At 68.7% G+C, this 23,673-nt stretch carries 18 protein-coding genes; 8 read left to right on the top strand and 10 right to left on the bottom strand.

Annotated features, from left to right (window positions below):
* Positions 1-40: 40 nt before the first annotated feature.
* Positions 41-910, bottom strand: coding sequence for an S-methyl-5'-thioadenosine phosphorylase (locus tag ACK4K7_RS13680; protein WP_431866828.1), 870 nt, complete (start codon positions 908-910; stop codon positions 41-43).
* 10 nt (positions 911-920) lie between these two features.
* Complete coding sequence (locus ACK4K7_RS13675; RefSeq protein WP_431866826.1) at positions 921-2,096, bottom strand: glycerate kinase type-2 family protein; 1,176 nt, start codon at positions 2,094-2,096, stop codon at positions 921-923.
* 39 nt (positions 2,097-2,135) lie between these two features.
* Between ACK4K7_RS13675 and ACK4K7_RS13670 the strand changes: the two genes are divergently transcribed.
* From ACK4K7_RS13670 to ACK4K7_RS13660, 3 genes are all read left to right on the top strand, one after another.
* Positions 2,136-2,858: a TIGR02117 family protein gene (locus ACK4K7_RS13670; RefSeq protein ID WP_431866825.1), complete on the top strand. Its 723-nt coding sequence runs from the start codon at positions 2,136-2,138 to the stop codon at positions 2,856-2,858.
* 85 nt (positions 2,859-2,943) lie between these two features.
* The gene (locus tag ACK4K7_RS13665) at positions 2,944-3,081 is read left to right on the top strand and encodes a hypothetical protein (protein WP_431866824.1); all 138 of its coding nucleotides are present in this window, start codon (positions 2,944-2,946) and stop codon (positions 3,079-3,081) included.
* Positions 3,082-3,236: 155 nt separating this feature from the next.
* Positions 3,237-3,800: a GNAT family N-acetyltransferase gene (locus tag ACK4K7_RS13660; RefSeq protein WP_431866823.1), complete on the top strand. Its 564-nt coding sequence runs from the start codon at positions 3,237-3,239 to the stop codon at positions 3,798-3,800.
* Positions 3,801-3,806: 6 nt separating this feature from the next.
* On the opposite strand, the gene ACK4K7_RS13655 is transcribed toward ACK4K7_RS13660, so the two are convergent.
* Entirely contained in the window at positions 3,807-4,778 is a 972-nt protein-coding gene (locus tag ACK4K7_RS13655; protein WP_431866822.1) for a glucokinase, read from the bottom strand.
* Positions 4,779-4,785: 7 nt separating this feature from the next.
* Positions 4,786-6,849 carry a glycoside hydrolase family 97 protein gene (locus ACK4K7_RS13650; RefSeq protein ID WP_431866820.1) on the bottom strand — a complete coding sequence of 688 codons (2,064 nt, stop codon included), beginning with the start codon at positions 6,847-6,849 and terminating at the stop codon, positions 4,786-4,788.
* A gap of 91 nt (positions 6,850-6,940) precedes the next feature.
* On the opposite strand from ACK4K7_RS13650, the gene ACK4K7_RS13645 reads away from it, so the two are divergent.
* A complete protein-coding gene (locus ACK4K7_RS13645; protein WP_431866818.1) occupies positions 6,941-7,954 on the top strand; it encodes a LacI family DNA-binding transcriptional regulator in 1,014 nt (337 codons plus the stop codon).
* Positions 7,955-7,959: 5 nt separating this feature from the next.
* Here the strand turns inward: ACK4K7_RS13645 and ACK4K7_RS13640 are convergent, their stop codons facing one another.
* Both ACK4K7_RS13640 and ACK4K7_RS13635 read right to left on the bottom strand, forming a co-directional pair.
* Complete coding sequence (locus ACK4K7_RS13640; RefSeq protein ID WP_431866817.1) at positions 7,960-9,582, bottom strand: alpha-amylase family glycosyl hydrolase; 1,623 nt, start codon at positions 9,580-9,582, stop codon at positions 7,960-7,962.
* A 4-nt stretch (positions 9,583-9,586) separates the two neighbouring features.
* Complete coding sequence (locus tag ACK4K7_RS13635; protein ID WP_431866815.1) at positions 9,587-11,416, bottom strand: alpha-amylase family glycosyl hydrolase; 1,830 nt, start codon at positions 11,414-11,416, stop codon at positions 9,587-9,589.
* Positions 11,417-11,840: 424 nt separating this feature from the next.
* On the opposite strand from ACK4K7_RS13635, the gene ACK4K7_RS13630 reads away from it, so the two are divergent.
* From ACK4K7_RS13630 to ACK4K7_RS13620, 3 genes are all read left to right on the top strand, one after another.
* The gene (locus tag ACK4K7_RS13630; protein WP_431866813.1) at positions 11,841-14,609 is read left to right on the top strand and encodes a TonB-dependent receptor; all 2,769 of its coding nucleotides are present in this window, start codon (positions 11,841-11,843) and stop codon (positions 14,607-14,609) included.
* A gap of 126 nt (positions 14,610-14,735) precedes the next feature.
* Positions 14,736-16,259 (top strand): MFS transporter, encoded by a 1,524-nt coding sequence (locus ACK4K7_RS13625; RefSeq protein WP_431866811.1) that lies wholly within the window; start codon positions 14,736-14,738, stop codon positions 16,257-16,259.
* Positions 16,259-17,629, top strand: coding sequence for an alpha-amylase family glycosyl hydrolase (locus tag ACK4K7_RS13620; protein ID WP_431866944.1), 1,371 nt, complete (start codon positions 16,259-16,261; stop codon positions 17,627-17,629). Before ACK4K7_RS13625 ends, ACK4K7_RS13620 begins: the two co-directional genes overlap by 1 nt.
* A gap of 15 nt (positions 17,630-17,644) precedes the next feature.
* On the opposite strand, the gene ACK4K7_RS13615 is transcribed toward ACK4K7_RS13620, so the two are convergent.
* Both ACK4K7_RS13615 and ACK4K7_RS13610 read right to left on the bottom strand, forming a co-directional pair.
* Positions 17,645-19,135 carry a tryptophan halogenase family protein gene (locus ACK4K7_RS13615; RefSeq protein WP_431866810.1) on the bottom strand — a complete coding sequence of 497 codons (1,491 nt, stop codon included), beginning with the start codon at positions 19,133-19,135 and terminating at the stop codon, positions 17,645-17,647.
* The gene (locus tag ACK4K7_RS13610) at positions 19,132-20,679 is read right to left on the bottom strand and encodes a tryptophan halogenase family protein (protein WP_431866808.1); all 1,548 of its coding nucleotides are present in this window, start codon (positions 20,677-20,679) and stop codon (positions 19,132-19,134) included. Before ACK4K7_RS13610 ends, ACK4K7_RS13615 begins: the two co-directional genes overlap by 4 nt.
* A gap of 98 nt (positions 20,680-20,777) precedes the next feature.
* Between ACK4K7_RS13610 and ACK4K7_RS13605 the strand changes: the two genes are divergently transcribed.
* Positions 20,778-21,461, top strand: coding sequence for a Crp/Fnr family transcriptional regulator (locus tag ACK4K7_RS13605; RefSeq protein WP_431866806.1), 684 nt, complete (start codon positions 20,778-20,780; stop codon positions 21,459-21,461).
* On the opposite strand, the gene ACK4K7_RS13600 is transcribed toward ACK4K7_RS13605, so the two are convergent.
* Together ACK4K7_RS13600 and ACK4K7_RS13595 are read right to left on the bottom strand one after the other, a co-directional pair.
* Positions 21,456-23,048, bottom strand: coding sequence for a tetratricopeptide repeat-containing protein (locus ACK4K7_RS13600; protein WP_431866804.1), 1,593 nt, complete (start codon positions 23,046-23,048; stop codon positions 21,456-21,458). The two genes, ACK4K7_RS13605 and ACK4K7_RS13600, sit on opposite strands and share 6 nt — an antisense overlap.
* A gap of 62 nt (positions 23,049-23,110) precedes the next feature.
* Positions 23,111-23,673, bottom strand: a 563-nt coding sequence (locus ACK4K7_RS13595) for a nucleotide synthetase (protein WP_431866803.1), incomplete at its 5' end; no start/stop codon positions are given.

The raw sequence follows: 23,673 nt of genomic DNA, 5'->3' as shown, positions 1-23,673 counted from the left end.
CTGTGCCGAAGCGGGTCAGCCCCGCGGCTTTTCCTGAACCTCAGCTTTGGCCGAACACCCGGCGGCAGACGGCATCGAGCCGCGCGGTCAGCGCCGGGTCCCGCGCGTCCGGCGGAGTGATCAGCGCGACGTCGAGATTGGTGTCGATGGGGGAGGGCGGGCGCTCGGCCGGCAGGCGGCGGGCAAGCTCGACCACCGTCCGCCGGGCGGTGTCGGCATTGGCCTGGAGCTGGGCGAGGATCTGGCCGACCTCCACCGCCTCGCCTTCCCGCCAGCAATCATAATCGGTGACCATGCCGAGCAGGGCGTAGGGAAGCTCCGCCTCGCGGGCGAGTTTTGCCTCCGGCATGGCGGTCATGCCGATCACGTCGCAGCCCCAGCTCCGGTAGAGCGCGCTCTCCGCGCGGGTCGAGAATTGCGGACCTTCCATGGCGAGATAGGTGCCGCCGCGCGTCACCTCCGCACCCGCCCTGTCGGCCGCATCGGCGGCGAGCGCGGCGAGGCGCGGGCAGACGGGATCGGCCATCGAAACATGGGCGACCAGCCCCTCGCCGAAAAAGCTTTTCTCGCGCGCGAAGGTGCGGTCGACGAACTGGTCGATGGCGACGAACCGGCCGGGCGCCAGTTCCTCGCGCAGCGATCCGATCGCCGAAATGGCGAGAAGATCGGTGCATCCCGCGCGCTTCAGCGCGTCGATGTTGGCGCGGGCATTGACCCGGCTCGGCGGAATGCGGTGGCCGCGGCCGTGGCGCGGCAGGAAGACGAACTTCACGCCTTCGATCCGACCCACAAGCAGCTCGTCAGAAGGCGGTCCCCACGGTGTGTCGACGGCGATCCACTGCGCCTCCTCCAGCGCGTCGAGTGCGTAGAGGCCGGAGCCGCCGATGATGCCGATCGTCCATTCGCTCATGCACCGGCTCCTACCGGGCGGTGAGGAGGATCCGCAAGTCGTTGACGTTGGTCCCGGTCGGGCCGGTGACGAACAGCGCGCCGCGCGCGGCGAACCAGGCGCCGCTGTCATTGTCGGCCAGCGCCGCCTCGGCCCCCTCCGCAGCCACGCCGCTGCCGAAAAAGGCGCCGGCCGCGGCGCCCGTCCCGTCGATCCCGTCCGTGTCGGCGGCAAGGCCGGCGACATGTTCGCGGCCGGCCAGCGCGATCGCGGCGGCGAGCGCATATTCCTGGTTCGGACCGCCCACGCCGCGGCCGGTCACCGTCACCGTCAGCTCGCCGCCGGAGATGAGCGCGGTGCCGGGCGCCGCCGCGAGCGCGAGCGCAGCATGGGCGCGCCCCGCCTCCCGCGCCTCGCCGGCGACCTCGCCGAGAATCTGCGGGCGGTAGCCGAGGCGGCGGGCCTGCGCGGCCGCGGCCCGCAGTGCGTCGCGGTTGCCGGCAAGGACCCGATAGTCGCCGCCGACCCGCTTCATCGTCTCCGACCAGCCGCGATCGGGAGCATCGACGCCATGGCGGCGAAGCACGTCCATCGCATCGGCCAGCGTCGTCGGATCGGCCACCGTCGGACCGGAGCCGATGTCGGCCGGCGGGTCGCCGATCACGTCGCTGATCGCCAGGGTCAGAACCTTCGCCGGCGCGGTGGCGGCGGCGAGGCGCCCGCCCTTGATCCGCGACAGATGGCGGCGCACGCAATTGATGTCCGCCACCGGCCCGCCGGAGCGGAGGAGGTCGCGGGTGACCCGCTGCTTCTGCGCGAGCGTCAATCCCTCGCCCGGCAGGCAGGCCAGCGCCGAGGCGCCGCCGGACAGGAGGCAGAGGAGGAGGTCGTCCCGCCCCGCCCCGCGCGCGAGGGCGAGCAGCCGCGTCGCCGCGTCAAGGCTGGCCTCGTCCGGAACCGGATGGCCCGCCGCGACGAGCGGCAGCCGGTCCAAACCCGCCGCCGTTCCGTGCGGCGCGACCACCAGCCCTTCGAGCGGCCCGTCCCACGCCCGCTCGACCGCGCGCGCCATGGCCGGCGCGGCCTTGCCGATGGCGAGGCAGATCGTCCGCCCGCGCGCGCGCGGCGGGAGCGCCGCGGCGACCAGCGGCTCGGGCCGGCAGGCGTCGACGCCCGCGCGGAAGATCGCTTCGAGATGCGTCCTCATGCTCTGGTTGTCGGCCGCCCCGCGCGCTAGCACAAGGCGATGGACGCCGTGGAACCCGAAAAGCCGAAGCGACGGCCGAGGCGTTGGCTGCGCGGGCTGCTGCTCGCGGTCGCGACCTTCCTGTCGCTGCCGCTCGTATATCTGCTCGCCGCCGCGATCCTCGGCGCGATCCCCGCCAATGCCGGCTGGCGCGAACCGGAGGAGGGGGTGACGATCTTCATCCGCACCAACGGCGTCCACACCTGGATCCTGATGCCCAAGGTCAGCGAGCAGATGGACTGGAGCGCGACCATCCCGCCGGAGCATCTGGCCGATCCGCATTACGGCTATGGCGATCATGCGGCGTTCGGCTACGGCAACCGCGAGTTCTATCTGAACACGCCGACCTGGGGCGATCTCACCCTTCACAACGCGCTCGCCGCCGGCTTCGGCGCGGGGCCGACCCTGCTCCATGTCGAGCACGACCACCGGCCCGCACCGGCCGCGCACCAGCGACCGCTGCGGCTCCGCCCGGAGGAGTTCGGACGGCTCGTCGCGTTCGTCGAGGCCTCGTTCCGGCGCGATGCGGCGGGGGCGTCGATGCCCGTGCTCGGCCGCGGCTACAATGACTGGGACATGTTCTACGAAGCCAACGGCCATTACAGCCTGCTGCTAACCTGCAACGAATGGACCGGCCGCGCCCTCCGCGCCGCCGGCGTGCGCACCGGCCTCTGGACGCCGCTGGAACAGAGCATCATGTGGCGGCTCGACCGGGCCGAATGACGGCCCATTAACCCCATCTTGAAAAAAGGGCTGGCATGATGGGCGCTGCTGCTGTTAGCATCGGCGGCGAAGGAAGGTGACCGTCATGGCTTTCGCCACCGCCATTGCCGAGATCAGCCGCGGCCCGGTCGCCCGCCGTTCCTATACCCGCACCTGCACGCCGGTAATCGCGCTTACCGGCGCGCGTGCCATTTGCATGTTTAAGCAAGCGGCACAGGCATAGGGACGATCGAGGAAGGATCGTCCCGCAGGGGCGGTCCCAGGTTCAGCGACACAGAACCGGAAATTCGAGGGAGAGGGACCGCCTCCTCTCTCTCCTGACGTCTCCCTCGACCCACTGCCGGCTCCTCCGGGGCCGGAGCGAAGAGGAAGACGGCCATGTTCGCACGTACAGATCGATTGCTGTTGAGACCGGGCTGGGCGGAAGACGCCCCGGCGCTCGCCCGCGCCATCGCCGACGAGACGATCGTCCGCAACCTCGCCTCCGCGCCATGGCCCTATCGCCTGGCCGACGCCGAGGCGTTCGTGGCGGAGCGGCCGGTCGATCCCGTCAATTCCAGCCTGCTGATCTTGCGCCGGACCGCGCGCGCCCCGGAACTGGTGGGCGTGATCGGCCTGGCGCGCATGGCCAATGGCGAGGTCGACCTCGGCTATTGGATCGCGCGCGCGCATTGGGGCCGCGGCTATGCCACCGAGGCGGGTTCGGCGGTGATCGCCATGGCGCGGGACGGATTGCGGCTGGAGCGGCTGACCGCCGGTCACTTCCTCGACAACCCCGCCTCTGGGCGCGTCCTCGAAAAGCTCGGTTTCCGCGCGACCGGCGAAGTGGTGCGCCGCTACAGCGTCGGCCGTAAGGCCGCGGCGCCGTGCCGGATGTTCGTCCGCGATCTATCGGACGGCCTCGCGTGCCGCGAGCCGCTCTGCCCGGCGATGGCGGCGTGACCGGCGTCAGTCGGGATAGGCCAGAGCAAACGCGGCGGCCGCGCCGTAGAGGCCGGGCTGCGGATGGGCGATCAGCTTGACCGGCATCGCGTTCATCCGCCGCTCGAATCGCCCCTTGGCGACGAAGCGGCCGTGGAACCCGGAGCCGGGCAGATGGGGCGCGATGCGCTGCCCCAGTCCGCCCGCGATCACCACCGCCGAAGCGCCATGTGCCAGCGCCAGGTCTCCGACCACCGCGCCGAGCGACAGGAAATAACGGTCGAGGGCCGCCGCGGCCATGCTGTCTTCCCCCGCGAGCGCCGCCGTCCACAATTCCTTGTCGCCGCGCGCCGCGACCGGCCTGCCTTCCAGCGCCGAAAGCGCCGCCAGGATGTTGCCCAGGCCCATGCCCGCGCACACCCGCTCCGCCGAGACGCGCCGGTAGCGCTCGCGAAGGTAGACGAGGATTCGGTCCTCGAGCGCGTCGAGCGGCGCAAAATCCATATGGCCGCCTTCGGTGGCGAGGACGTGATAGCGGCCGTTCTCCAGCAGCAGCTGCGCGACGCCGAGGCCGGTGCCCGGCCCCACCACGCTGATCACCCCCTCGTCCGGCAGCGGCCGGTCGGGTCCGCACAGATGGCTGAACTGGCCGGAGGGAAGCTGTCCCACCGCATGGGCGACCGCGCCGAAATCGTTGATGACGAGATAGCGGCCGATGCCCAGTTTCTCGGGCAGCAGGGTCGGACGGATCACCCAGGGGTTGTTGGTGAGCTTCAGAACCTCGCCTTCGACCGGTCCAGCAAAGGCGATCGCCACCGCGTCCGGCACGGGGCGGCCGAGCCCGGCGCAGAACACTTCCCAGGCGGTCTGGAAGCTCGCATGCTCCCCGGTCTTGAGCGTCGTCTCCGGCCCGAGCGACATGACCCGGCCGTCCGCCACTTCGGCAATGGCGAAGCGGGCGTTGGTGCCGCCGACGTCGATGGCCACGATTTCCGTCATGAGAGGATCAATGCCGGGCCCGCCGGCCCCGTTCCCCCGGCGCCATCGCGACGAGGCGAATGGCCTGCCCGCCGCCCGGCGCGAGCCGGAGGGTCAGCGTGTCGGCGCTGGTCACGATCCGCTCCTCGATCGCGACATCGCCGGGATTGTCGCGATAATGGGCAGTATCGCCGTCGCGGTAGATTTGCGCCCGGTAGCGGCGGCCCGGCGTCAGGAACGACAATGGCGCGGACAGGACCCGCCCTTCCTCGTCGGTGACCGCGCCCAGATACCAGTTTTCCCCGCCGCGCTCCTTGCGGGCGATGGTGACGAAGTCGCCGATCTCGCCGTTCACCACCACCGACTCCTCCCAATCGACCGGCACGTCCTTGATGAACTGGAACGGGCCGGGATTGGCCTCATAATTGTCGAGCAGGTCGGCGACCATCTGAATCGGCGAATAGATGACGACGTAGAGGGCAAGCTGCTTCGCCCAAGTCGTCTGCACGCCCTGCGGCGATCGCGTGCGCATGCCGAAGATGCCGGGCGTGTAATCCATAGGCCCCGCCAGCATGCGGGTGAAGACCAGCACCGACTCGTGCTCGGGCGGGTTGGACGGATCGCCCCAGGCGGAAAACTCCATCCCCCGCGCGCCTTCGCGGCTGATGATGTTGGGATAGGTACGGCGAAGGCCGGTGTCCTTGATCGGCTCGTGCGCGTTGATCGAGATGCGGCGGCGGGCGGCGGCGTCGATCACCCGCTGGTGGTGCCGCGCCATCTCCTGGCCCTCGTGCCAGGCGAATCGAACCGTCCCGCCTTCGTCGCGGATGCGCGCCTGGCCGGCGTCGGCCACATAGCCGGTCTTCACCGCATCGATGCCGAGCCGGCGGTAATAATCGAACGCGTCCTCCATCTGCGCTTCGTAATGGGCCGCGTTGCCGCCGGTTTCGTGATGACCGACCAGCCGCACGCCCTTTGATCGGGCATAAGCGGCCAGGCCCTCGAGATCGACGCCGGGATAGGGCTGGGTGAAGTTGAAGTCGAAGCCGGTGCCGAACCAGTCGCCGTCCCAGCCGACGTTCCATCCTTCCACCAGCACGCCGCGAAAGCCGTGGCGGGCGGCGAAATCGATGTGGCGCCGGATATTGTCGTTGGTGGCGCCGTGGCGCGGACCCGAAGCCCAGCTCTTGAGGTCGAGATGCATCTCCCACCACACGCCCACATATTTGAACGGCTGCACCCAGGAGACGTCGCCGAGCCGGTTGGGCTCGTTGAGGTTGAGGATGAGGTCGTTCATCACCAGCCCGCCGGCGCTGTCGGCGATCTGCATCGTTCGCCAAGGCGTCGGGAAGGGCGCGCGGCGGCGCACCTTGGCGCCGTCGGTGCCCGGCGTCAGCGCCGCGCGAAAGCGGCCATGGCCCATCGAGGCGAGGTTCATGCCGGAATAATCGACCAGCGCCGCCTCGTGGAAGGCGATGTGGACGCCGTTCGCCGTGCGGACGGTCATCGGCGTCTGCGCGATGCCCACCTCCGTGATTGCGGTGGTGTTGTAGAGATATTCCTCCCGGTTCCACTCGAAGGCGGGGATCCACCAGGCGGTGCCGGGCTGGGCGATGGCGAACTCGGTCAGCTCGTCCTGAATCTGGACGTCGGCAAGATTGGGCTGGTCTGGAAATTCGTAGCGGAAGCCGACGCCGTTGTCGAAGACGCGGAACACGACGTCCATGCTGCGCTGAAGACCGGCCCGCTCGCTGAGGCGGACGCGCAGCTCGTTGTGGCGGTTGCGGACGAAGCGCCGCTCGCCCCAGGGCTGCTCCCACGTCTCGTCAAAGCTCGCGCTCGATTGCGAGGCGAGGACGAAGCCGCGCTCCAGCTTGGGCGCGTCGAGCAGCATGAAGCCGAGCCGTGACGGCGCGATGAGCAGGGTGCCGAAGCGTCGCACCGAATAGCTCGGCCGCCCGTCATTGTCGATTTCGACGGCGAGGCTGATCACGCCGCCGGGCGAGGAGATCTGCGCCACGGGCTCGGCGGCGGCGGCGGGAGCGAAGGAAAAGAGCATCGCGGCGGCGAGGATAATGAGACGGGGCAGCATGAGCGACTCCCTATGAAACAGCGCTTGCCAAGCCGCGCGCCGGCGTAGCATGAGAGCGCCCGAGAAAATTTTGCAGCAAAGTTTGCAGTAGATGGCGCGACGCAACACAAGGCTGGAAGACATCGCCGCGCTGGCGGGCGTTTCGATCTCGACCGCCTCGCGCGCATTGAACGACAGCCCGTCGGTCAACGCCCGCACCAAGCAGCTCATCTGGAAGCTCGCGCGCGAGCATGACTATCCCTTTCGCCGCTACATGCCGGCCGGGCCGATCGGCGCCGCGGCGACGATTGCTTTGGTCGTCCCGCGGCCGCAGGGGCGGGAAGGGCAGCTGGACGATCCCTTCTTCCTGGAGCTGTTCTCCGGCGTGAACGACGCCGCCCGCGATCGCGGCTGCGATCTTCTGGTCAGCCATTTCGCGCCGACCAGTTACGAGGACCTGGCGGCGGCGATGACCACCAGCCGCGCCGACGGCACGATCTTCCTCGGGCAGAGCTCGCTTCATCAGGCGTTCAACCGGCTCGCCGAAAGCGAGGCGCGGTTCGCCGTCTGGGGCGCGCAGTTGCCGGACCAGGCTTATTGCTCGGTCGGATCGGACAATCTGTCCGGCGGCCGCCGCGCGACGCTGCACCTGGCCCGGCTCGGCCGCCGCCGGATCGTCTATCTCGGCGACACCGAGGCGCCGGAGGTGGCGCAGCGGGTGCGCGGCTATCTGGAGGGGCTGGAACAGGCCGGCCTGCCGCAGGACGGCGAGCTGATGGTGCCCGCCCATTTCACGGTGGAGTCGGCGGAAGCCGCGGTGGACGCGCTGATCGCCCGGGGCCTCGATTTCGACGGCGTGGTGGCGGCGAGCGATCTCATCGCGCTCGGCGCCATGCGCTCGCTGATCCGGGCGGGACGCAAGATCCCGGACGACGTCTCGGTGATCGGCTACGATGATGTGCCCTTCGCCCGCTACAGCCGCCCGGCGCTCACCACCGTCAGCCAGGATACCGACCGGGCGGGTCGGCTGCTGGTGTCCAAGCTGCTCGACACGGGCGGCGAGGGTGAGATGATGTCGGAGCGGCTGCCGACCGACCTGATCGTGCGGGAATCCTGCGGGGGCTGACCCCGTCATGCCGATCGCCGGGCGATGAGGCCCGCGAGCGGCGGCACCGACCCGCCGGTCGCCTCGCCGCCCACCGCCTCGATCACGGTCCAGCCCTCCGGCAGGCGCCAGTCCGCGGGCGCGCGGCCGAGGTTGAAGAGGCACAGCAGCCGGTCTGGCCCGTCGCCGCGTTCGAAGGCGAGGAGCGGAGCGGCCAGGTCGAGCGGGCGGATGATGCCGCAGCGCAGCGCTTCTTCCCGCCGCCGAAGCGCCACCAGCCGGCGGGTGAGGTTGAGCGTCGAGTCCGGGTCCTCCTCCTGGCGGTCGACGGCGAGCGGCACATGTTCGGGGTCGACCGGAAGCCAGGGCCGCGCCGGCGAGAAGCCCGCATGGGGCGCGTCCGCCGCCCAGGGGATCGGCGTGCGCGCGCCGTCGCGACCATGGGTGTTCGGCCAGTTGGCGATCGCCTCGGGATCCTGGAGCAGCTCGAACGGCACGTCCGCCTGAGGGAGGCCGAGCTCTTCGCCCTGGTAGAGGAAGACGTTGCCGCGCAGCGCCATCAGCAGCAGCATCGACAGCGCGGCGCAGGCCTTGCGCTCGGCCGGCGCGGCCCAGCGCGACACGTGGCGCGGCGCGTCATGGTTGGAAAAGGCCCAGCTCGGCCAGCCTTCGCCGGGCGCGCCCGGCCACAGATCGATGGTGTGGCGTACCAGTTCCGGCGACAGCGCGTCGGCATAGAGGAAGTTGAAGCCGTAGGCGCTGTTCAGCCGGTCGAACCCCTCGGTGAACAGCTTCATCTCGCGGTCCGCCTGTTCGCCGCCCACTTCGGCGACGGTGAAGCGGCCGCCATGGCTGTCGAGCAGGCGGCGGATGCGGGCGAGGAAAGTCGGAATGTCGGGGTGCGACTGGTTGTAATAATGGTGCTGGTAATCGAAGGGCCGGCGGCGCGGGCCGGCGCCGGGCGCGACCGGCGGATTGTCGCGCAGCGACGGGTCGTGCATCGAGAAATTGATCGCATCGAGACGAAAGCCGTCGACGCCGCGGTCCAGCCAGAAGCGCGCCGTGTCTAGGATCGCCTCCTGAACGTCCGGATTGTGGATGTTGAGATCGGGCTGCGAGGGCAGGAAGTTGTGGAGGTAATATTGGCCGCGCCGGCCGTCCCAGGTCCAGCTCGGCCCGTGAAAGACCGACTGCCAGTTGCTGGGCGGTGAGCCGTCCGGCTTCGGATCGGCCCAGACGTACCAGTCGGCCTTCGCATTGCCGCGGCTCGAGCGGCTTTCCTGGAACCAGGCATGGCGGTCCGACGTGTGCGAATAGACCTGGTCGATGATGACCTTCAGCCCCAGCGCATGGGCGCGGTCCAGCAGCCGGTCGAAGTCGGTAAGCGTGCCGAAGATCGGATCGACGTCGCAATAATCGGCGATGTCGTAGCCGAAATCCTTCATCGGCGAGGTGAAGAAGGGCGACAGCCAGATCGCGTCGACTCCCAGCGAGGCGACATGGTCGAGCCGCGCGGTGATGCCCGGCAGGTCGCCGATCCCGTCGCCGTTGGAATCCGCGAAGCTGCGCGGATAGATCTGGTAGATGACGGCGCCGCGCCACCATTCGGTGGCGGCCGCGGCGGCGGCGATGGGCTGATACTGGGTCAAAGACCTACTCCGCGGGAAGGGAACGGCAGACGATGTATTCGAGCGGCGCCAGCCGGACTCGGTAGCTGCCGGGCGCCGCCGGCGCGGGGGCGCAGCTGCCGTGGACGCTTTTGAACCGGGCGAGCGCCGGATCGATCCAGACATTGGCATCGAGCGGCGCATCGGCGGTGTTGAAGACGATCAGCGTCTGGCCGCGCCCGTCCGGCGCGTGGCGGGCGATGGCGAACAGGCCCGGCTCCTCGCCATAGTTCAGCACCTGCTGGCGGCCGCGGCGAAGCGCCGGATCGGCGGCGCGGATGCGGGCCATTCCCGCCAGCGCCCGGTAGATCGGATGCGCGGTGTCGAAGTTCGCGACGGCGGTGGTGGCGCCGGTGCCGACCAGCCGGTTGTCGTTGTAGCTCGCGACCCGGCTCGGGAACATGTTCTCGCGCGCGTCCTGGTCGCCGCCGTCGCCGACGAACCCCTGCTCGTCGCCATAATAGATCGTCGGGACGCCGCGGCCGAACATCATCATCGCGTGGCCGAGCAGCACCCGCTTCAGCACCTCCTCGTCGCTGGCCCCGGGATGGCGTTCGCGGATGAAGAAAGCGAACCTCCCCATGTCGTGATTGCCGAGGAAGGTGGGCGACCGGAGCGCGGTATCCGCGCCGCCTTCGTAGAGGACGTCCATCTGGAACAGCCGAGCGAGGCGCGATGTGGGCGCGCCCCGCGCCACCACGTCTGTGACGGCCGACTGGAAGGCGAAATCGAGCACCGTGGGAAAACCGTCCACGCGGGTGAAGGTGGCGAGCGCGCCGGGATCGGGATCGAACACTTCGCCGAAGATGTGGAAGTTCGGAATGCCGCGGGCGCGGGCGCGCTCCAGCATGGCAGGAACGAAGGCCTGCCAGAATTCGGGATTGACGTGCCGGGCGGTGTCGATGCGGAAGCCGTCGATCCCGAAATCGTCGATCCAGGACCCGAAAATCTCGATCATGCCCTGAACGACGCGGGGGTGCTCGGTGAACAGATCGTCGAGGCCCGCAAAGTCGCCGAACAGGCTGTTCTCGCCCTGGAAGGTCGTCTCGCCGCGATTGTGATAGTAGATGGGATCGTTCAGCCAGGCCGGATTCTTCACGTTCCGCTCCGCCTCCGGCACGAATGGCGTGTAGGCGAAATCGGGCCGGGTGAGGCGCGCGAAATTCTCCTCCGTCTGGTGGGGCGGCGCGATGCCGCGAAAGCCCTCGTTGATGCGCGGGCCATCGGGGCCGCCCTGAGTCGAATAGGGAAAATCGGCGTGGCTCCGATAGGGGCACTGGAAGGGTGGACATTCGCGATAGCGGATCACGTCCGCCGTGTGGTTGGTGATGATGTCGAGATAGACCTTCATGCCGCGCGCATGGGCCGCGTCGACGAAAGCCTTGAGCTCGGCGCGGGTGCCGAAATGCGGATCGACGTTCAGGAAATCGGTGATCCAATAGCCGTGATAACCGGCGGATTCTCCACCCGGCGGCCCCTGGACCGGCTTGTTCTGGTAGATGGGGCCGAGCCAGATGGCGGTGGCGCCCAGGCCCTGGATATAGTCCAGCCGCGCGGTCAGCCCCTTGAGATCGCCGCCATGATAGAAGCCCTTGTGGGTGGGATCGAACCCATGGTCGAGCCGGCCGCCCCGCAATCCCCCCCTGTCGTTCGCCGGATCGCCGTTCTCGAACCGGTCGGGAAGCACGAAATAGATGAACTCGTCTTCGGGCGGGCGGTCGCGGAAGGCGGGGCGGTCGGCGGCGATGGCCGCGGCCGGGGCGCAGCCGGCGAGGGCCAGCGCAAGCAGGACGCCGGGCAAGCGCGTGCGTTTCATGGCTTCAACTCCCCTTCGCCGGGCGCCGGCGAGTCGCCGGACATGCCTTCTTCTTTTTTGCAATAGTTTGCAGCAGCGGCTCTCGGCGTCAAGTCCTGCCGCGGAAGCCGCGGATTTCCGCGATTTCCGCTACAGTCTAAAGGCTGGGTCTCGCTGGCTGGAAGGCGCAGCGCGTGGCTTCTGTCACTTTCCTCTTGCAATTTTGCAGCACGTTTGCATTATTTTGCGAAACACGCAGACCGCGGGAGAACCGCGGCGGAGGAGGGGAGGACAGGGCGGGGCTGTTCGCGCCGGCCATCCTTTCGAAAATTGAAGCGGGTTTTAAAGGGGTTGCCGCCGCTCGGCGACCGCCGGGAAACCCGGGAAAAGGCTGAAGGGCCCCGCGGAACCTGGGTTCTTGCGGCTGCTGATGGGGAGGACGAACATGATCCATTTCTTCGAGTCGCGCCGCGCTTCGCTGCTCGGCGGCGCCGCCGTCGCGGCGCTCGCGCTCGGCGCCGCCGCGCCGGCTTATGCCGAAACCCAGGTTCCCGCCGGCCAGGAGGGACAACCTGGAGCCGAGACCGAAGCCGAAGGCTCGATCGTCGTCACCGGCTTCCGCGCCGCGCTGGCGAGCGCCGCCCGGCAGAAGCAGACCTCCGACCTCATCGTCGAGTCGGTGTCGGCCGAGGATATCGGCAAGCTTCCCGACAACAGCATCGCCGAGTCGATCGCCCGGCTTCCCGGCCTCACCGCGCAGCGCCTCGACGGCCGCGCCCAGGTGATCTCGATCCGCGGCTTCGCGCCCGATTTCTCCACCACTTTGCTGAACGGCCGCGAGCAGGTGACGACCGGCGACAATCGCGGCGTCGAGTTCGACCAATATCCGTCCGAAGTGCTGAACCAGGTGCTGGTCTACAAGACGCCCAATGCCAGCCTGATCGGCCAGGGCCTGTCGGGCACGGTGGACCTGCGCACCATCCGGCCGCTCGCTTACGGACGCCAGGTGCTGTCGGTGAACGCGCGCGGCGAATATGTCGATCTCGGCAAACTCAACGCCGGGTCGAAAGACCGCGGCTATCGCGTCAGCGCGACCTGGGTGGACCAGTTCGCCAACGACACGATCGGCGTGTCGATCGGCGTCGCCCGGCTCGACTCGCCGACCCAGATCGAGCGCTTCAACGCCTGGGGCTATCCCGATGTCGCCGCCAACGGTCCGGCCGTGATCGGCGGCTCCAAACCCTATGTCGTGTCGAACCGGCTGGTGCGCACCGGCGTCGTCGGCACGCTCGAATGGCAAGCCGCGCCCGCCTTCACGATGGTGATCGACGGCTATTATTCGAAGTTCGAGGACGAGCAGATCCTGCGCGGCATCGAGCTTCCGCTGTTCTGGAGCGCGGCGCAGCTCCAGCCCGGCTTCACCGCCCAGGACGGTCTCGTCACCGCGGGCACCTTTAACGGCGTCAAGGGCGTGGTGCGCAACGACGCCAACCGCCGCGACGCGGACATCTACTCGGTCGGCTGGAACGGCCGCTACAGCGCGGAGGGCTGGACCGCCACCGGCGACATCAGCTTCTCGCGCGTCGACCGCGAGGATCTGATCCTCGAAACCTATGCGGGCACCGGCCGCGGCAATCTCGGTGCGACCGACAATATGGGCTTCACGATGACGCCGCGCGGCGCCGTCTTCCGCCCCAGCCTCAACTATGCCGATCCGAACCTCATCCGCCTCACCAGCCCGCAAGGCTGGGGCGGCGACATCGACGGGCCGGGTGGCCGCATCCTGGGCGGTCAGGACGGCTATTATAACGAGCGCTCGGTGCGCGACGAACTGGTCGCCCTGCGCGCCAGCATCGAGCGCGAACTCGGCGGGCCGTTCCGCAGCGTCGAGCTCGGCTTCAACTACACGACCCGCGACAAGCAGCTGACGCCCAACGAATTCTTCCTGGGCCTGCGCGGCAATACGGACGGCACGACCAGCGTTCCCATTCCGCAAAACGCGCTGCTGCAGCCGACCAATCTCGCCTTCCTCGGCCTCGGCCCGATGGTGAGCTACGATCCGCTCACCTTGCTCAACAGCGGCATCTACAATCTGGTGCGCAACCCCAACTCCGACGTGTCCACCAAGGGCTGGAGCGTGTCGGAAGACGTGATGACCTTCTGGACCATGCTGAACATCTCCGCCGACATCGGCGCGACCCAGCTCACCGGCAATGTCGGCGCGCAGGTCGTCTTCACCGATCAAAGCTCGGCCGGCACCGCGTCCAGCGGCGCGCCGGCGGTGCTGGCGGCGGACGTGCGCGGCGGCGACGAATATACGAAGGTTCTGCCGAGCCTGAACCTGTCGCTGCGCATTCCGGGCGGCTGGGTGGCGCGCCTCGGCGCCGCGCGGCAGATGGCGCGGCCGCGCCTCGACGAGATGCGCGCTTCGTCCAATTTCGGCTTCAACCAGCAGCTGGCTGTGACCGGCGGCCTGCCTTTCAGCGGCAGCGGCGGCAATCCCCGGCTGCGGCCGTGGGTGGCGGATGCGGTCGACGTGTCGCTTGAAAAATATTTCGGCGGCGAGGGCTATCTGGCGCTCTCGCTCTTCTACAAGGACTTGAAGAGCTACATTTACGAGCAGGTCCAACCCTATGATTTTACCGGTTTCCCGGTTCCGTCGGGGGTGACGTTGCAGCCCTTCCAGTTCCAAGGCTTCCTCACCGTGCCGGCCAACGGCGATGGCGGCACGATGAAGGGCGCCGAACTGTCCGGCACCCTACCGTTTCGCGTGTTCACCACTTGGCTCGACGGCTTCGGCCTCACCGGCAGCGTGTCCTACACCGACACCAATGTGAGCCCGCAGCCCGACGCGCCCCCCGAGGATCTGCCGGGCTATTCCAAATGGGTCGGCAACCTCACCGCTTATTTCGAGCGGGCGGGCTTCTCGATCCGCGGCAGCGCGCGTCACCGCTCGTCCTTCATCGGAGAGCTGCGCGGGTTCGGCGGCGGCAACGAACGTCGCCGGGCCGCTGCGGAGACGGTGATCGACGCGCAGGTCAGCTACGAATTCCAGCAGGGTTCGATGCTGCAGGGCCTCACCATCCTCGGCCAGGTCAACAACATCACCGACGAGCCGTTCGTGACCTTCGCAGACGACGACAGGCGGCGGGTGATCGATCACCAAAGTTACGGTCGCCGCTACCTGCTGGGCGTCAGCTACCGGTTCCGGTGAGGCGGGGCGGCGAATGAAGGGGCAGGGGCGGCTCCCGGGCGGAGCCGCCCCTCCTCGCTTTCCGGGTCTCGCCGCGATCGGGCGGGGCGCGCGCGGAGATTGAGAATGGCGTCCAGGAAACCGAGGATGAGCTTCTGGGGGCTCTGGAACCTCTCGTTCGGATTCTTCGGCATCCAGATCGGCTTCGCGCTCCAGAATGCCAACATGAGCCGCATCTTCCAGTCGCTCGGGGCGGAGATCGATCGGCTCCCGGCCCTGTGGGTGGCGGCGCCGCTCACCGGCCTCCTCGTCCAGCCGATCATCGGCCATATGTCGGACCGCACCTGGCTGGGGCGGCTCGGCCGCAGGCGGCCCTATTTCCTCGCCGGCGCCATCCTTGCGGCCCTGTCTTTGTTCGTGATGCCGCTCGCGCCGGTGTTGCTAGTCGCGGCGCTGATGCTGTGGGTGCTCGACGCCTCGCTCAACATCTCGATGGAGCCGTTCCGCGCCTTCGTCGGCGACATGCTGGACAAGGACCAGCACAATGCCGGCTATGCGGTGCAGACCGCCTTCATCGGCGCGGGGGCGGTGGTGGGCTCGATCTTCCCTTGGGCGCTCGAGCAGTGGGGCGTGTCGAACGAGGCGCCGCCGGGCGCGATTCCGGACACGGTGCTGTGGGCCTTCTGGTTCGGCGGCGCGGCGCTGTTCCTGGCGGTGATGTGGACGGTGCTCACCACCCGCGAGTTCAGCCCCGAGCAGATGGCCGAATTCGAAGGCGTCCGGGCGGAGGAGCAGGACCATGTCATCCGTCTGCTCGCCGCGCGCAGCTTCGGATCGAGCTTCACCTGGATCGCGCTCGGCCTCCTCGTCCTGCTGTCGGTAGGTCCGCTCGCGCTGGAGCAGGAGGTCTACCTGCTCGGCGCGCTGCTGGTCGCCTACGGCCTTGCCAGCATCGTCGCCATCCGCCTCGCGCGACGCGGCAATTCGTCCAACATGCTGTCGAACATCGTCGGCGATTTCTCCGGAATGCCGGAGCTGATGAAGCGGCTCGCTGTCGCGCAATTCTTCAGCTGGTCGGCGCTGTTCATCATGTGGATCAACACCACGCCCGTGGTCACCCAATACTTCTACGGCGCGCCGGACGCGGCGAGCCCGGGCTATCAGGAAGGCGCGAACTGGGTGGGGGTGCTCTTCACCACCTATAACGGCGTCGCGGCGATCGCGGCGCTGACGCTGCTGCCGTTCCTCGCCGGCAGGATCGGGCGGGTCCACACCCACATCTTCTGCCTGCTGTGCGGCGCGGCGGGCTATGCGAGCTTCTTCCTGATGACCGATCCCAGGCATCTGCTGCTGAGCGAAGTCGGGATCGGCATCGCCTGGGCGTCGATCCTCGCCATGCCCTATGCAATCCTCGCGTCCAACCTGCCGCAGCGCAAGCTCGGCATCTATATGGGCCTGTTCAACGTCTTCATCGTCGTCCCGCAGCTTCTGGTCGCCACCGTCATGGGATCGATCATGAAACGCTTCTTCCCAGACGAGCCGATCTGGACGATGGCCTTCGCCGCCGGCGTGATGGCGCTCGCCGCGCTCGCCATGCTGCGGGTGCGCGAACCCCATGCCGGCCCCGGCGCGGACCCGGCGCGGGTGCCGATCGCCCAGCCGGTGACGTGATGCTGCGCGCGCTGATCGCGGCGGTGCTGGCGCTGCTGCTCGGCGTGGCCGCGCCGGCGGCGGCCGAGACCGATCCCTACGCGCCCCGCGACATGAGCGGCGTGCGCCATCCGGACTGGGCGCGCGACGCGGTCCTCTACCAGATCAACACGCGCCAGTTCACGCCGGAAGGCACCTTCCGCGCCGCCGAGGCGCAGCTGCCGCGGCTGAAGGCCTTGGGCGTCGACATATTGTGGCTGATGCCGGTCCATCCGATCGGCGAGCTCAACCGGAAGGGGACGCTCGGCAGCCCCTATTCGGTGCGCGACTATTATGGCGTCAATCCGGAGTTCGGGACGCTCGCCGATCTCAAGTCCTTCGTCGATGCCGCTCATGCGCTGGGCATGCGCGTGATCCTCGACTGGGTCGCCAATCACAGCGCCTGGGACAATCCGCTCGCGACCACGCATCCGCATTGGTACGAGCGGGACTGGCGCGGCAATTTCCGCTCGACGCCCTGGTGGGACTGGACCGACATCATCGACTTCGATTTCTCGCAGACCGGCCTACGTCGCTACATGGCCGATGCGATGATGTGGTGGGTGCGCGAGGTCGGCGTCGACGGCTTCCGCGCCGACGTGGCCGGCTATGTGCCGCTCGATTTCTGGGAGCAGCTGCGGCGGGATCTCGACGCCATCAAGCCGGTCTTCATGCTGGCCGAATTCGGGCAGCGCGACGTCCATTATGCCGCGTTCGACGCGAGCTACGGCTGGGACTGGTACAATGCGATGGCGCGGATCGCCAAGGGGGAGGCGGACGTGGGGGCGCTGTTCGGCTTCTATTCGGAGCATGAAAGCGCCTGGCCGGCCGGCGCGATGCGGATGATGTACGTGTCGAACCACGACCAGAATGCCTGGCACGGCACCGAGTTCGAGGTGTTCGGCGACGCGCTGCGCAACGCGATGGTCCTGTCCTTCGTGGGAGAGGGGATCCCGCTCATCTACAACGGCCAGGAAGCGGGCAACGAGAAAAGGCTGGAATTCTTCGAGCGCGACCCGATCGCGTGGCGCGACCATCCCAACGGCGAATTCTACCGGCGGCTGATCGCGCTCCGCAAGGCGACCCCGGCCCTGCACAACGCGCCATGGGGCGCCCGGATGATCGGCATCGACAATGACGGCGGCGGCAAGGTCTTCTCCTTCGTCCGGCAGCAGGAAGGGAGCCGCCTGTTCGCCGTCTTCAACATGTCGGCCGATGTAGTGGAGGTGGGCTTCGAAGAGGGGCTGCACCACGGCGACTATCGCGATTTCGACAGCGGGGAGGAGGTCCGGGTCGACGGCGCCACCCGTTTCAGGATGGGGCCTTGGAGCTACCGGGTGCTGACCCGCTGAGGCCCGGCGCGCGGCTCAGCCGGCGCGGCAGTGGCGGGCGATGAACTCCTCGTGGCGAGGCAGCTCGGCGGCGGCGCGCGCCATCAGATCCTCGACCATGCGCATGAAGCCGGCAAGCTCCGCCTCGCTCAGCTGCCCGGCGAGAGGATGCCAGCTTTCCGGCGTCACGTCCTGACCGATCAGCACCTGCTGCCAGCCGGTCTCGGTGAACAGCTCGTCGTCCTGGCGGAAGACCTGGCCGCGCTCGCGGAACAGGTCCATCTTGTGGCGGAGCGTGTCGGGTATCTCCATCTCCCGGCATTCGCGCCAGAAGGGTAGGTCGCGCGCATTGGCGTGGTAGTGGAGGATGATGAAGTCGCGGATCCGCTCATATTCGACGATCGTCTGACGGTTATATTCGGCGATCTGGCGCGGGCCGTAGCCGTCCCCCGGCAGGAAGGCGAGCAGCCGCATCACCGCCGACTGGATGAGGTGGATGCTGGTCGATTCCAGCGGCTCCATGAAGCCGGAGGCGAGGCCGACCGCGACCACGTTGCGGTTCCAGAAGGCGTTGCGACGCCCGGTGACGAAGCGCAGCGGCCGAGGGTCGGCGAGCGGCTTGCCATCGAGATGGGCAAGGAGGGTGGCGGCCGCCTCGTCGTCGCTCACATGGCGGCTGCAATAGACATAGCCGTTGCCTGTGCGGTGCTGGAGCGGGATGCGCCACTGCCATCCCGCCGTGCGCGCGGTCGAGCGGGTGTAGGGGGTGAGCGGGCCGGCGGCTTCGCAAGGGACGGCGAGCGCGCGGTCGCAGGGAAGCCAGCGGGTCCAGTCCTGATAGCCGGTGCCGAGCGCCTGTTCGATGAGAAGCCCGCGAAAGCCCGAGCAGTCGATGAACAGTTCGCCCCCGACCTCGGCGCCGCTTTCGAGGAGGACGGCGGCGACATGGCCGCTCTCCCCGTCGAGGCGGACGTCGCGGATCCGCCCTTCGATCCGCTCCACGCCCCGCGCTTCGGCATAGCCGCGCAGGTGCCGGGCGTAGAGCGCGGCGTCGAAATGGAAGGCGTAAGGCGGCGGCTGGAGCGGCGCGCGGGCGGTGCGGGCGAAGCGGTTCGCCGCCGCCGCGACATGGTTGAAGGAATAGTCGCCGAATGGCCGGGCGATGCCGAGCGCCCGGGCGCGCAGCCAATATTGGTGGAAGGGCAGCAGCCCGAGGTCGCGGCCGACCGGACCGAAAGCATGGATGTAGCGGTGGCCGGGGCGCAACCAGTCGACAAATTCGATGCCCAGCTTGAAGCTGCCTTGGGTCGCGCGGACGAAGGCGTCCTCGTCGAGGCCGAGCGCCTGGTTGAACAGGCGGATGGCGGGGATGGTCGCCTCGCCGACGCCGACGATGCCGATCTCGTCCGATTCGACAAGGCGGATGCGGTAGCCGCTCTCCAGGAAACGGGCGAAGGCAGCGGCCGTCATCCAGCCGGCGGTTCCGCCGCCGACGATGACGATGTCGCGGATCGGGGCTCCCGTCACGGCGGCGGCGCCTTGCAGTGGCGATCGATATAGTCGCGGTGCGTGGGCATCGCCTCGGCCGCCTCGGCGGCGATGCGGCGGATGCCGGCCAGCATGCGCGGCGCATCGACATGGGTGCGCTCGTCGATCAGCGGGTCGTAGCGTTCGGGGAAGTTGAGCTGGCCGATATGGACCGCGAGCCAGCTCGGATTCTGGAACAGCTCGAAGCCCGACGAGACGAGCCGGCCGCGGCTGCGGAAATGATCGATCTTGTAGCGCAGGCTGTCGGGCACCGACATGGCGGCGCACGCGCGCCAGAGCGGGGAATCGTCGCGCTCGGTGAGATGGTAATGGAGGATCAGGAAATCGCGGATCCGCTCATATTCCTCGCCGGTCAGCCGGTTATATTCGGCGGGGCCGAGCGGGTCGAAGTCCCGGTCCGGCCACAGCGCGAGCAGGCGGCTGATCCCGGACTGGACGAGATGCAGGCTGGTCGATTCCAGCGGTTCCATGAAGCCGGAGGCGAGGCCGATCGCGACCACGTTCTTCTTCCAGAATTCGCGGCGTCGTCCTGTGGTGAAGCGCAGCGGACGCGGATCGGCGAGCGCGGGTCCGTCCAGCGCCCTCAGCAGGGCGTCGGCGGCGTCGTCGTCGGAGATGTGGGCGGACGAGTAGACGTAGCCATTGCCGATCCGGTGCTGGAGGGGGATGCGCCACTGCCATCCGGCCGACCGGGCGGTCGAGCGCGTGTAGGGCGTGAAGTCCCCGCCATGCGCGCAGGGCACCGCCATCGCCCGGTCGCAGGGCAGCCAGCGCGTCCATTCCTCGTAGGCGCTCCCCACCGCGCCGCCGATCAGCAGGCCGCGAAAGCCCGAGCAATCGACGAACAGGTCCGCCTCCAGCCTGCGTCCGTCGGCGAGGAGCACGGACTCCACCCGGCCCGTCTCCCCGTCGAGCGCATGATCGACGATCCGGCCTTCGTGCCGGACAACGCCTTTGGCTTCGGCATAGCGGCGCAGATACTGACCGTAGAGGCCGGCGTCGAAATGATAGGCATAGTCGTAAGTCGACTGGATCATCCGCCGGTCGGGCAGCGGGCGGTCGAAGCGTCCGCGCGCCGCCGCCGCCCAGGCCATGGACAATTCGTCCAGCGACGAGGTGTCGCCGCGGCTCCGCTCGCGCAGCCAATATTGGTGCAGCGGCACGGAATCGAACTCGGCCCCGAAGGCGCCGAACGGGTGGAAATAGACATGGCCGCGCCGCGCCCAGTCGACGAACTGGATGCCGAGCTTGAAGCTCCCCTGGGTCGCGCGGAGAAACTCGTTCTCGTCGATGCCGAGCTGCTGGTTGAAGAGCTTGATCGGCGGGATGGTCGCCTCGCCGACGCCGACGATGCCGATCTCGTCCGACTCCACGACCGCGATCTCGCAGCGGCCGCGCAGCGCATTGCCGAGCGCCGCCGCCGTCATCCAGCCCGCCGATCCGCCGCCCACCACCAGCACGCGGCGGATGTTGCGTCCCGCTTCCTCCAACCCCGGTCTCCCCCGACGCTTCGCTCTCAACATGCGCGATGGCGTGGCCGGAATGAACCGAAAAGTGTGAAGGGCGAGAGGCCTTGCCAAAGCGGCCACGGTCTGGCTTCGTCGGGTGAAGGAGAGGGGATGTGTCGCGTGAGGCGGGCATGGAGGCGGCGGAGGTCAGGGCGTTCCTGTCCGGAGTCTTCGGCTGTGCCGACGACGTGGCCGCGGAGATCGCCGCCGCCGGCCGCCTGATCGCCGTCGCGCCGCGCGCGGTGATCCTCTCCCAGCGCGATGCGACAGGCGCGGCCTTCGTCCTGATCCTCGGGCGGGCGCAGGCGCTTCTCTACGGCGCCGACGGCCAGCTCGTCCTGCTCTACGAATTCGGGCCGGGCGACCTGTTCGGCCATCTGGGGCCGCTCGACCCCGCACCCGACGAAGCGGAGGTGGTGGCGGTCGATCGGGTGGAGATGTTCACCCTGCGCGGCGCGGAGCTGGTGCGCTTCGCCGAACGGCACAGTGCGATCGGCATCGCGCTCACCCGCCTATTGCTGAAGCGGCTGCGGCGCACCACCACCCGCATCTACGAGCGCGCCGCGTTAAGCGCGAACGGCCGCGTGTTCGCGGAGCTGCTGCGTCTTGCCTGCGACGCGCCGGGCGGCGCGATGAAGCCGCCGCCGGTCGTGTCGGAACTGGCGGTGCGCGCCTCCACCACCCGGGAGACCGCGTCGCGCGCGATCAGCATGCTGGAGCGGCGGGGGATCGTGATCCGCGAGCCGGGCGTGTTGAAGCTGGTGGCGCCGCACCGGCTGGAGGAATTGATCCTATAGGCGCGCAGACAGCGCATGGAGCGCGATCGGCGGTCCACCGTCCGCCGCCTCGAGTTCGCCGACGAAGCCGGTCTCCATGCCCTCGCTGCCGGCGCAGGCGAGCGCGGCGGCGAAATCGTCGGTGACGCAGGTGGAACCGGGCGGGGTCGAGGCGGCGGCGGCGGCGGCGATCTGCGGCGCGGCGCCGACCAGCCGGCGCCGATCCGAAAAAGGGTCGTGGACCGTCTCCGCCAGACCGTAATGTCCTCCGATCCGCAACGCCGTTCCGTCGTCGCAAGCAGCCTGAAGACGCGCGGCCGCCTCGGCCGCAGCGGCGGGATCGGCGAAGCCCGCAAGCACGCGGTCGCCGTCGAGATGCGGCGCGAACCGCAGTCCGGGCACGGCATCGAGGCGTCGGGCGAGCCCGTCCAGCCGCGCAGCGAAGCCGTCGTCGATCGGGTCGAGGCCGAAGGCGCGGATGGCCATCGGGTCGCCGCCCGTGCTTTCCGTGGGCGCTTCGGACGGCGTTCCCGGCGTCACCTCCTCGCGCGCGGCGGCGATCAGCCGGCGGCGGCGGCCCGATCCGCGCCAGGCGTCGCCGTCGCCACGAGCAGTTTCGTCCGGTGGTCGCACGAGCAGTTGCACCGCTTCGCTCGCCAGCCGCCGGGCGTTCATCGCCGCCGCTCCCATCGCGATCTCATCGGCGAGGGCGATCATGCGCGGACCCGGGCGGCCGCCGACGGGGCGCACGATGCGCACCGTCTCGGCCGCGGCCATGGCGGCGTCGAACCGGCGGCGCCATTCGGGTCCCCATGGATCCACCGACCAGGCGGCGAACGCCTCGGCGCCGCAGGGAAGGACGACGTGAAGCTCGGCGCCGCGGGCGAGCACGGGCTCCGCCACCAGCAGATCGGCGCCGGCGGCGAGCGCGCCGAACGCGAAGCCGGCGCGCTCCTCCTCCAGCGCCTCGGCGACGGCGCGCTCCAGCTCCGGGCGGTCGCGGTCGCCGTGAAAAGACATATGTCCGGCGAAGTGGATGGAGCGCGGCGAGCGCAGCGGGTCGAGCCAGTCCGCCGCCTCGCCGCGCGCGGCCAGCAGCAGCGCGAACTGCCTCAGGGTCGCCGCATGATCCTCCCAGGCCCGGGGCGCGGCCGCGATCGCATCGCCGAGGGCGGCCTTCGCCTCGCCGTCGCGCCCAAGGAGGAGCAGGGCCTCGGCGCGGGTGGCGCCGCGCCAATAAGGCGTCTCCGGCTCGTCGGGGCTGCGTTCGATCTGCGCCAGCACTTCCCGCGCGATGTCCGCCGCGGCCTGCCGGTCTTCGGCCAGGAAGGAGAGGGTGGCGGCGTTGATCAGCGGGTAGCTCGCCGGCCGCACCGCCGCCGAGGCGCGATAGGCGCGCGCCGCCTCCAGATAGAGGCGCCGTCGCTCCGCGCCCCCGGCGCGCACGGCCCTGTCCTTCAGCAGCCGCCCCTTGACCGCGAGCGCGGCCGGATCGTCCAGGCGCTGGCCATGCCCGGCGAGGAGGAATTGCCGCCAGGCATGGTCCAGCGCCCCCGCCCGCGCATAAGCGACGATCGCGGCGAGCGGGGCCCCCTTCGGTTCAGTCACGCTGTGTCTTCGATCGAGAGATAAGTGGGGCGCGCTGAGCTGGCGCGCCAAGCCGGCGCGCCTCACGGCGGCCCGGAACCGCCCGGATGACCCACATCGGGATCAATGATGAGCGGGATGTACTTGTCCAATCCGTCGTCGCCGGGATCCTCCACGAGATTGACGTGGATGTTGAAGCGGTCCGGACCCTTCCTCGCGGGGTCGTGGTAAGCTTTCTTGCCGAGAGCGGTGAAGTAGGCGATCCTCGAAACTTCATCTTCGCCAAGCGGCTTGTCTCCGGAAGGGGGTGTGAATATCTCCCCGGACTTCGTTAGGGCGACAGGGCTTCCGTAGTATTCCTCGTCGTTCGGCCTGCACTTGTCCTCGAATAGACTAAACGCCGGCACGTCACGAGAAAATCTCCAGTTCCATTTCGGATCCAGTCTAAACACTATATATATATTTTCTTTATTATCTACTGAGAGGTGGGATCGTCTATTACCTCTGCCACCTCGCGGTTTGCCGTGATTAGGTGGGTTTCCGCCCGAAGCGACTTTTTTCAGTTCCCGTTGGAATTCTGCGTCCGAACCGAACTCGAAAGAACCCATTTGATGATAGACGAAGCCGATTTTATTTTGTTTAGTAG

Origin of the sequence: Allosphingosinicella sp. (genome assembly GCF_046295735.1) — a bacterium.
In the GTDB taxonomy this organism is placed as follows: Bacteria; Pseudomonadota; Alphaproteobacteria; order Sphingomonadales; family Sphingomonadaceae; genus Allosphingosinicella.
The sequence above is the reverse complement of the archived record's forward strand: the minus strand, read 5'-3'. Positions and strand labels throughout refer to the sequence as shown.

Excerpts from the sequence above, each read along its gene's own strand:
- ACK4K7_RS13680 (WP_431866828.1), bottom strand. The coding sequence starts at position 910 with ATGAGCGAATGGACGATCGGCATCATCGGCGGCTCCGGCCTCTACGCA.
- ACK4K7_RS13675 (WP_431866826.1), bottom strand. The coding sequence starts at position 2,096 with ATGAGGACGCATCTCGAAGCGATCTTCCGCGCGGGCGTCGACGCCTGC.
- ACK4K7_RS13670 (WP_431866825.1), top strand. The coding sequence starts at position 2,136 with ATGGACGCCGTGGAACCCGAAAAGCCGAAGCGACGGCCGAGGCGTTGG.
- ACK4K7_RS13665 (WP_431866824.1), top strand. The coding sequence starts at position 2,944 with ATGGCTTTCGCCACCGCCATTGCCGAGATCAGCCGCGGCCCGGTCGCC.
- ACK4K7_RS13660 (WP_431866823.1), top strand. The coding sequence starts at position 3,237 with ATGTTCGCACGTACAGATCGATTGCTGTTGAGACCGGGCTGGGCGGAA.
- ACK4K7_RS13655 (WP_431866822.1), bottom strand. The coding sequence starts at position 4,778 with ATGACGGAAATCGTGGCCATCGACGTCGGCGGCACCAACGCCCGCTTC.
- ACK4K7_RS13650 (WP_431866820.1), bottom strand. The coding sequence starts at position 6,849 with ATGCTGCCCCGTCTCATTATCCTCGCCGCCGCGATGCTCTTTTCCTTC.
- ACK4K7_RS13645 (WP_431866818.1), top strand. The coding sequence starts at position 6,941 with ATGGCGCGACGCAACACAAGGCTGGAAGACATCGCCGCGCTGGCGGGC.
- ACK4K7_RS13635 (WP_431866815.1), bottom strand. The coding sequence starts at position 11,416 with ATGAAACGCACGCGCTTGCCCGGCGTCCTGCTTGCGCTGGCCCTCGCC.
- ACK4K7_RS13630 (WP_431866813.1), top strand. The coding sequence starts at position 11,841 with ATGATCCATTTCTTCGAGTCGCGCCGCGCTTCGCTGCTCGGCGGCGCC.
- ACK4K7_RS13625 (WP_431866811.1), top strand. The coding sequence starts at position 14,736 with ATGAGCTTCTGGGGGCTCTGGAACCTCTCGTTCGGATTCTTCGGCATC.
- ACK4K7_RS13620 (WP_431866944.1), top strand. The coding sequence starts at position 16,259 with ATGCTGCGCGCGCTGATCGCGGCGGTGCTGGCGCTGCTGCTCGGCGTG.
- ACK4K7_RS13610 (WP_431866808.1), bottom strand. The coding sequence starts at position 20,679 with ATGTTGAGAGCGAAGCGTCGGGGGAGACCGGGGTTGGAGGAAGCGGGA.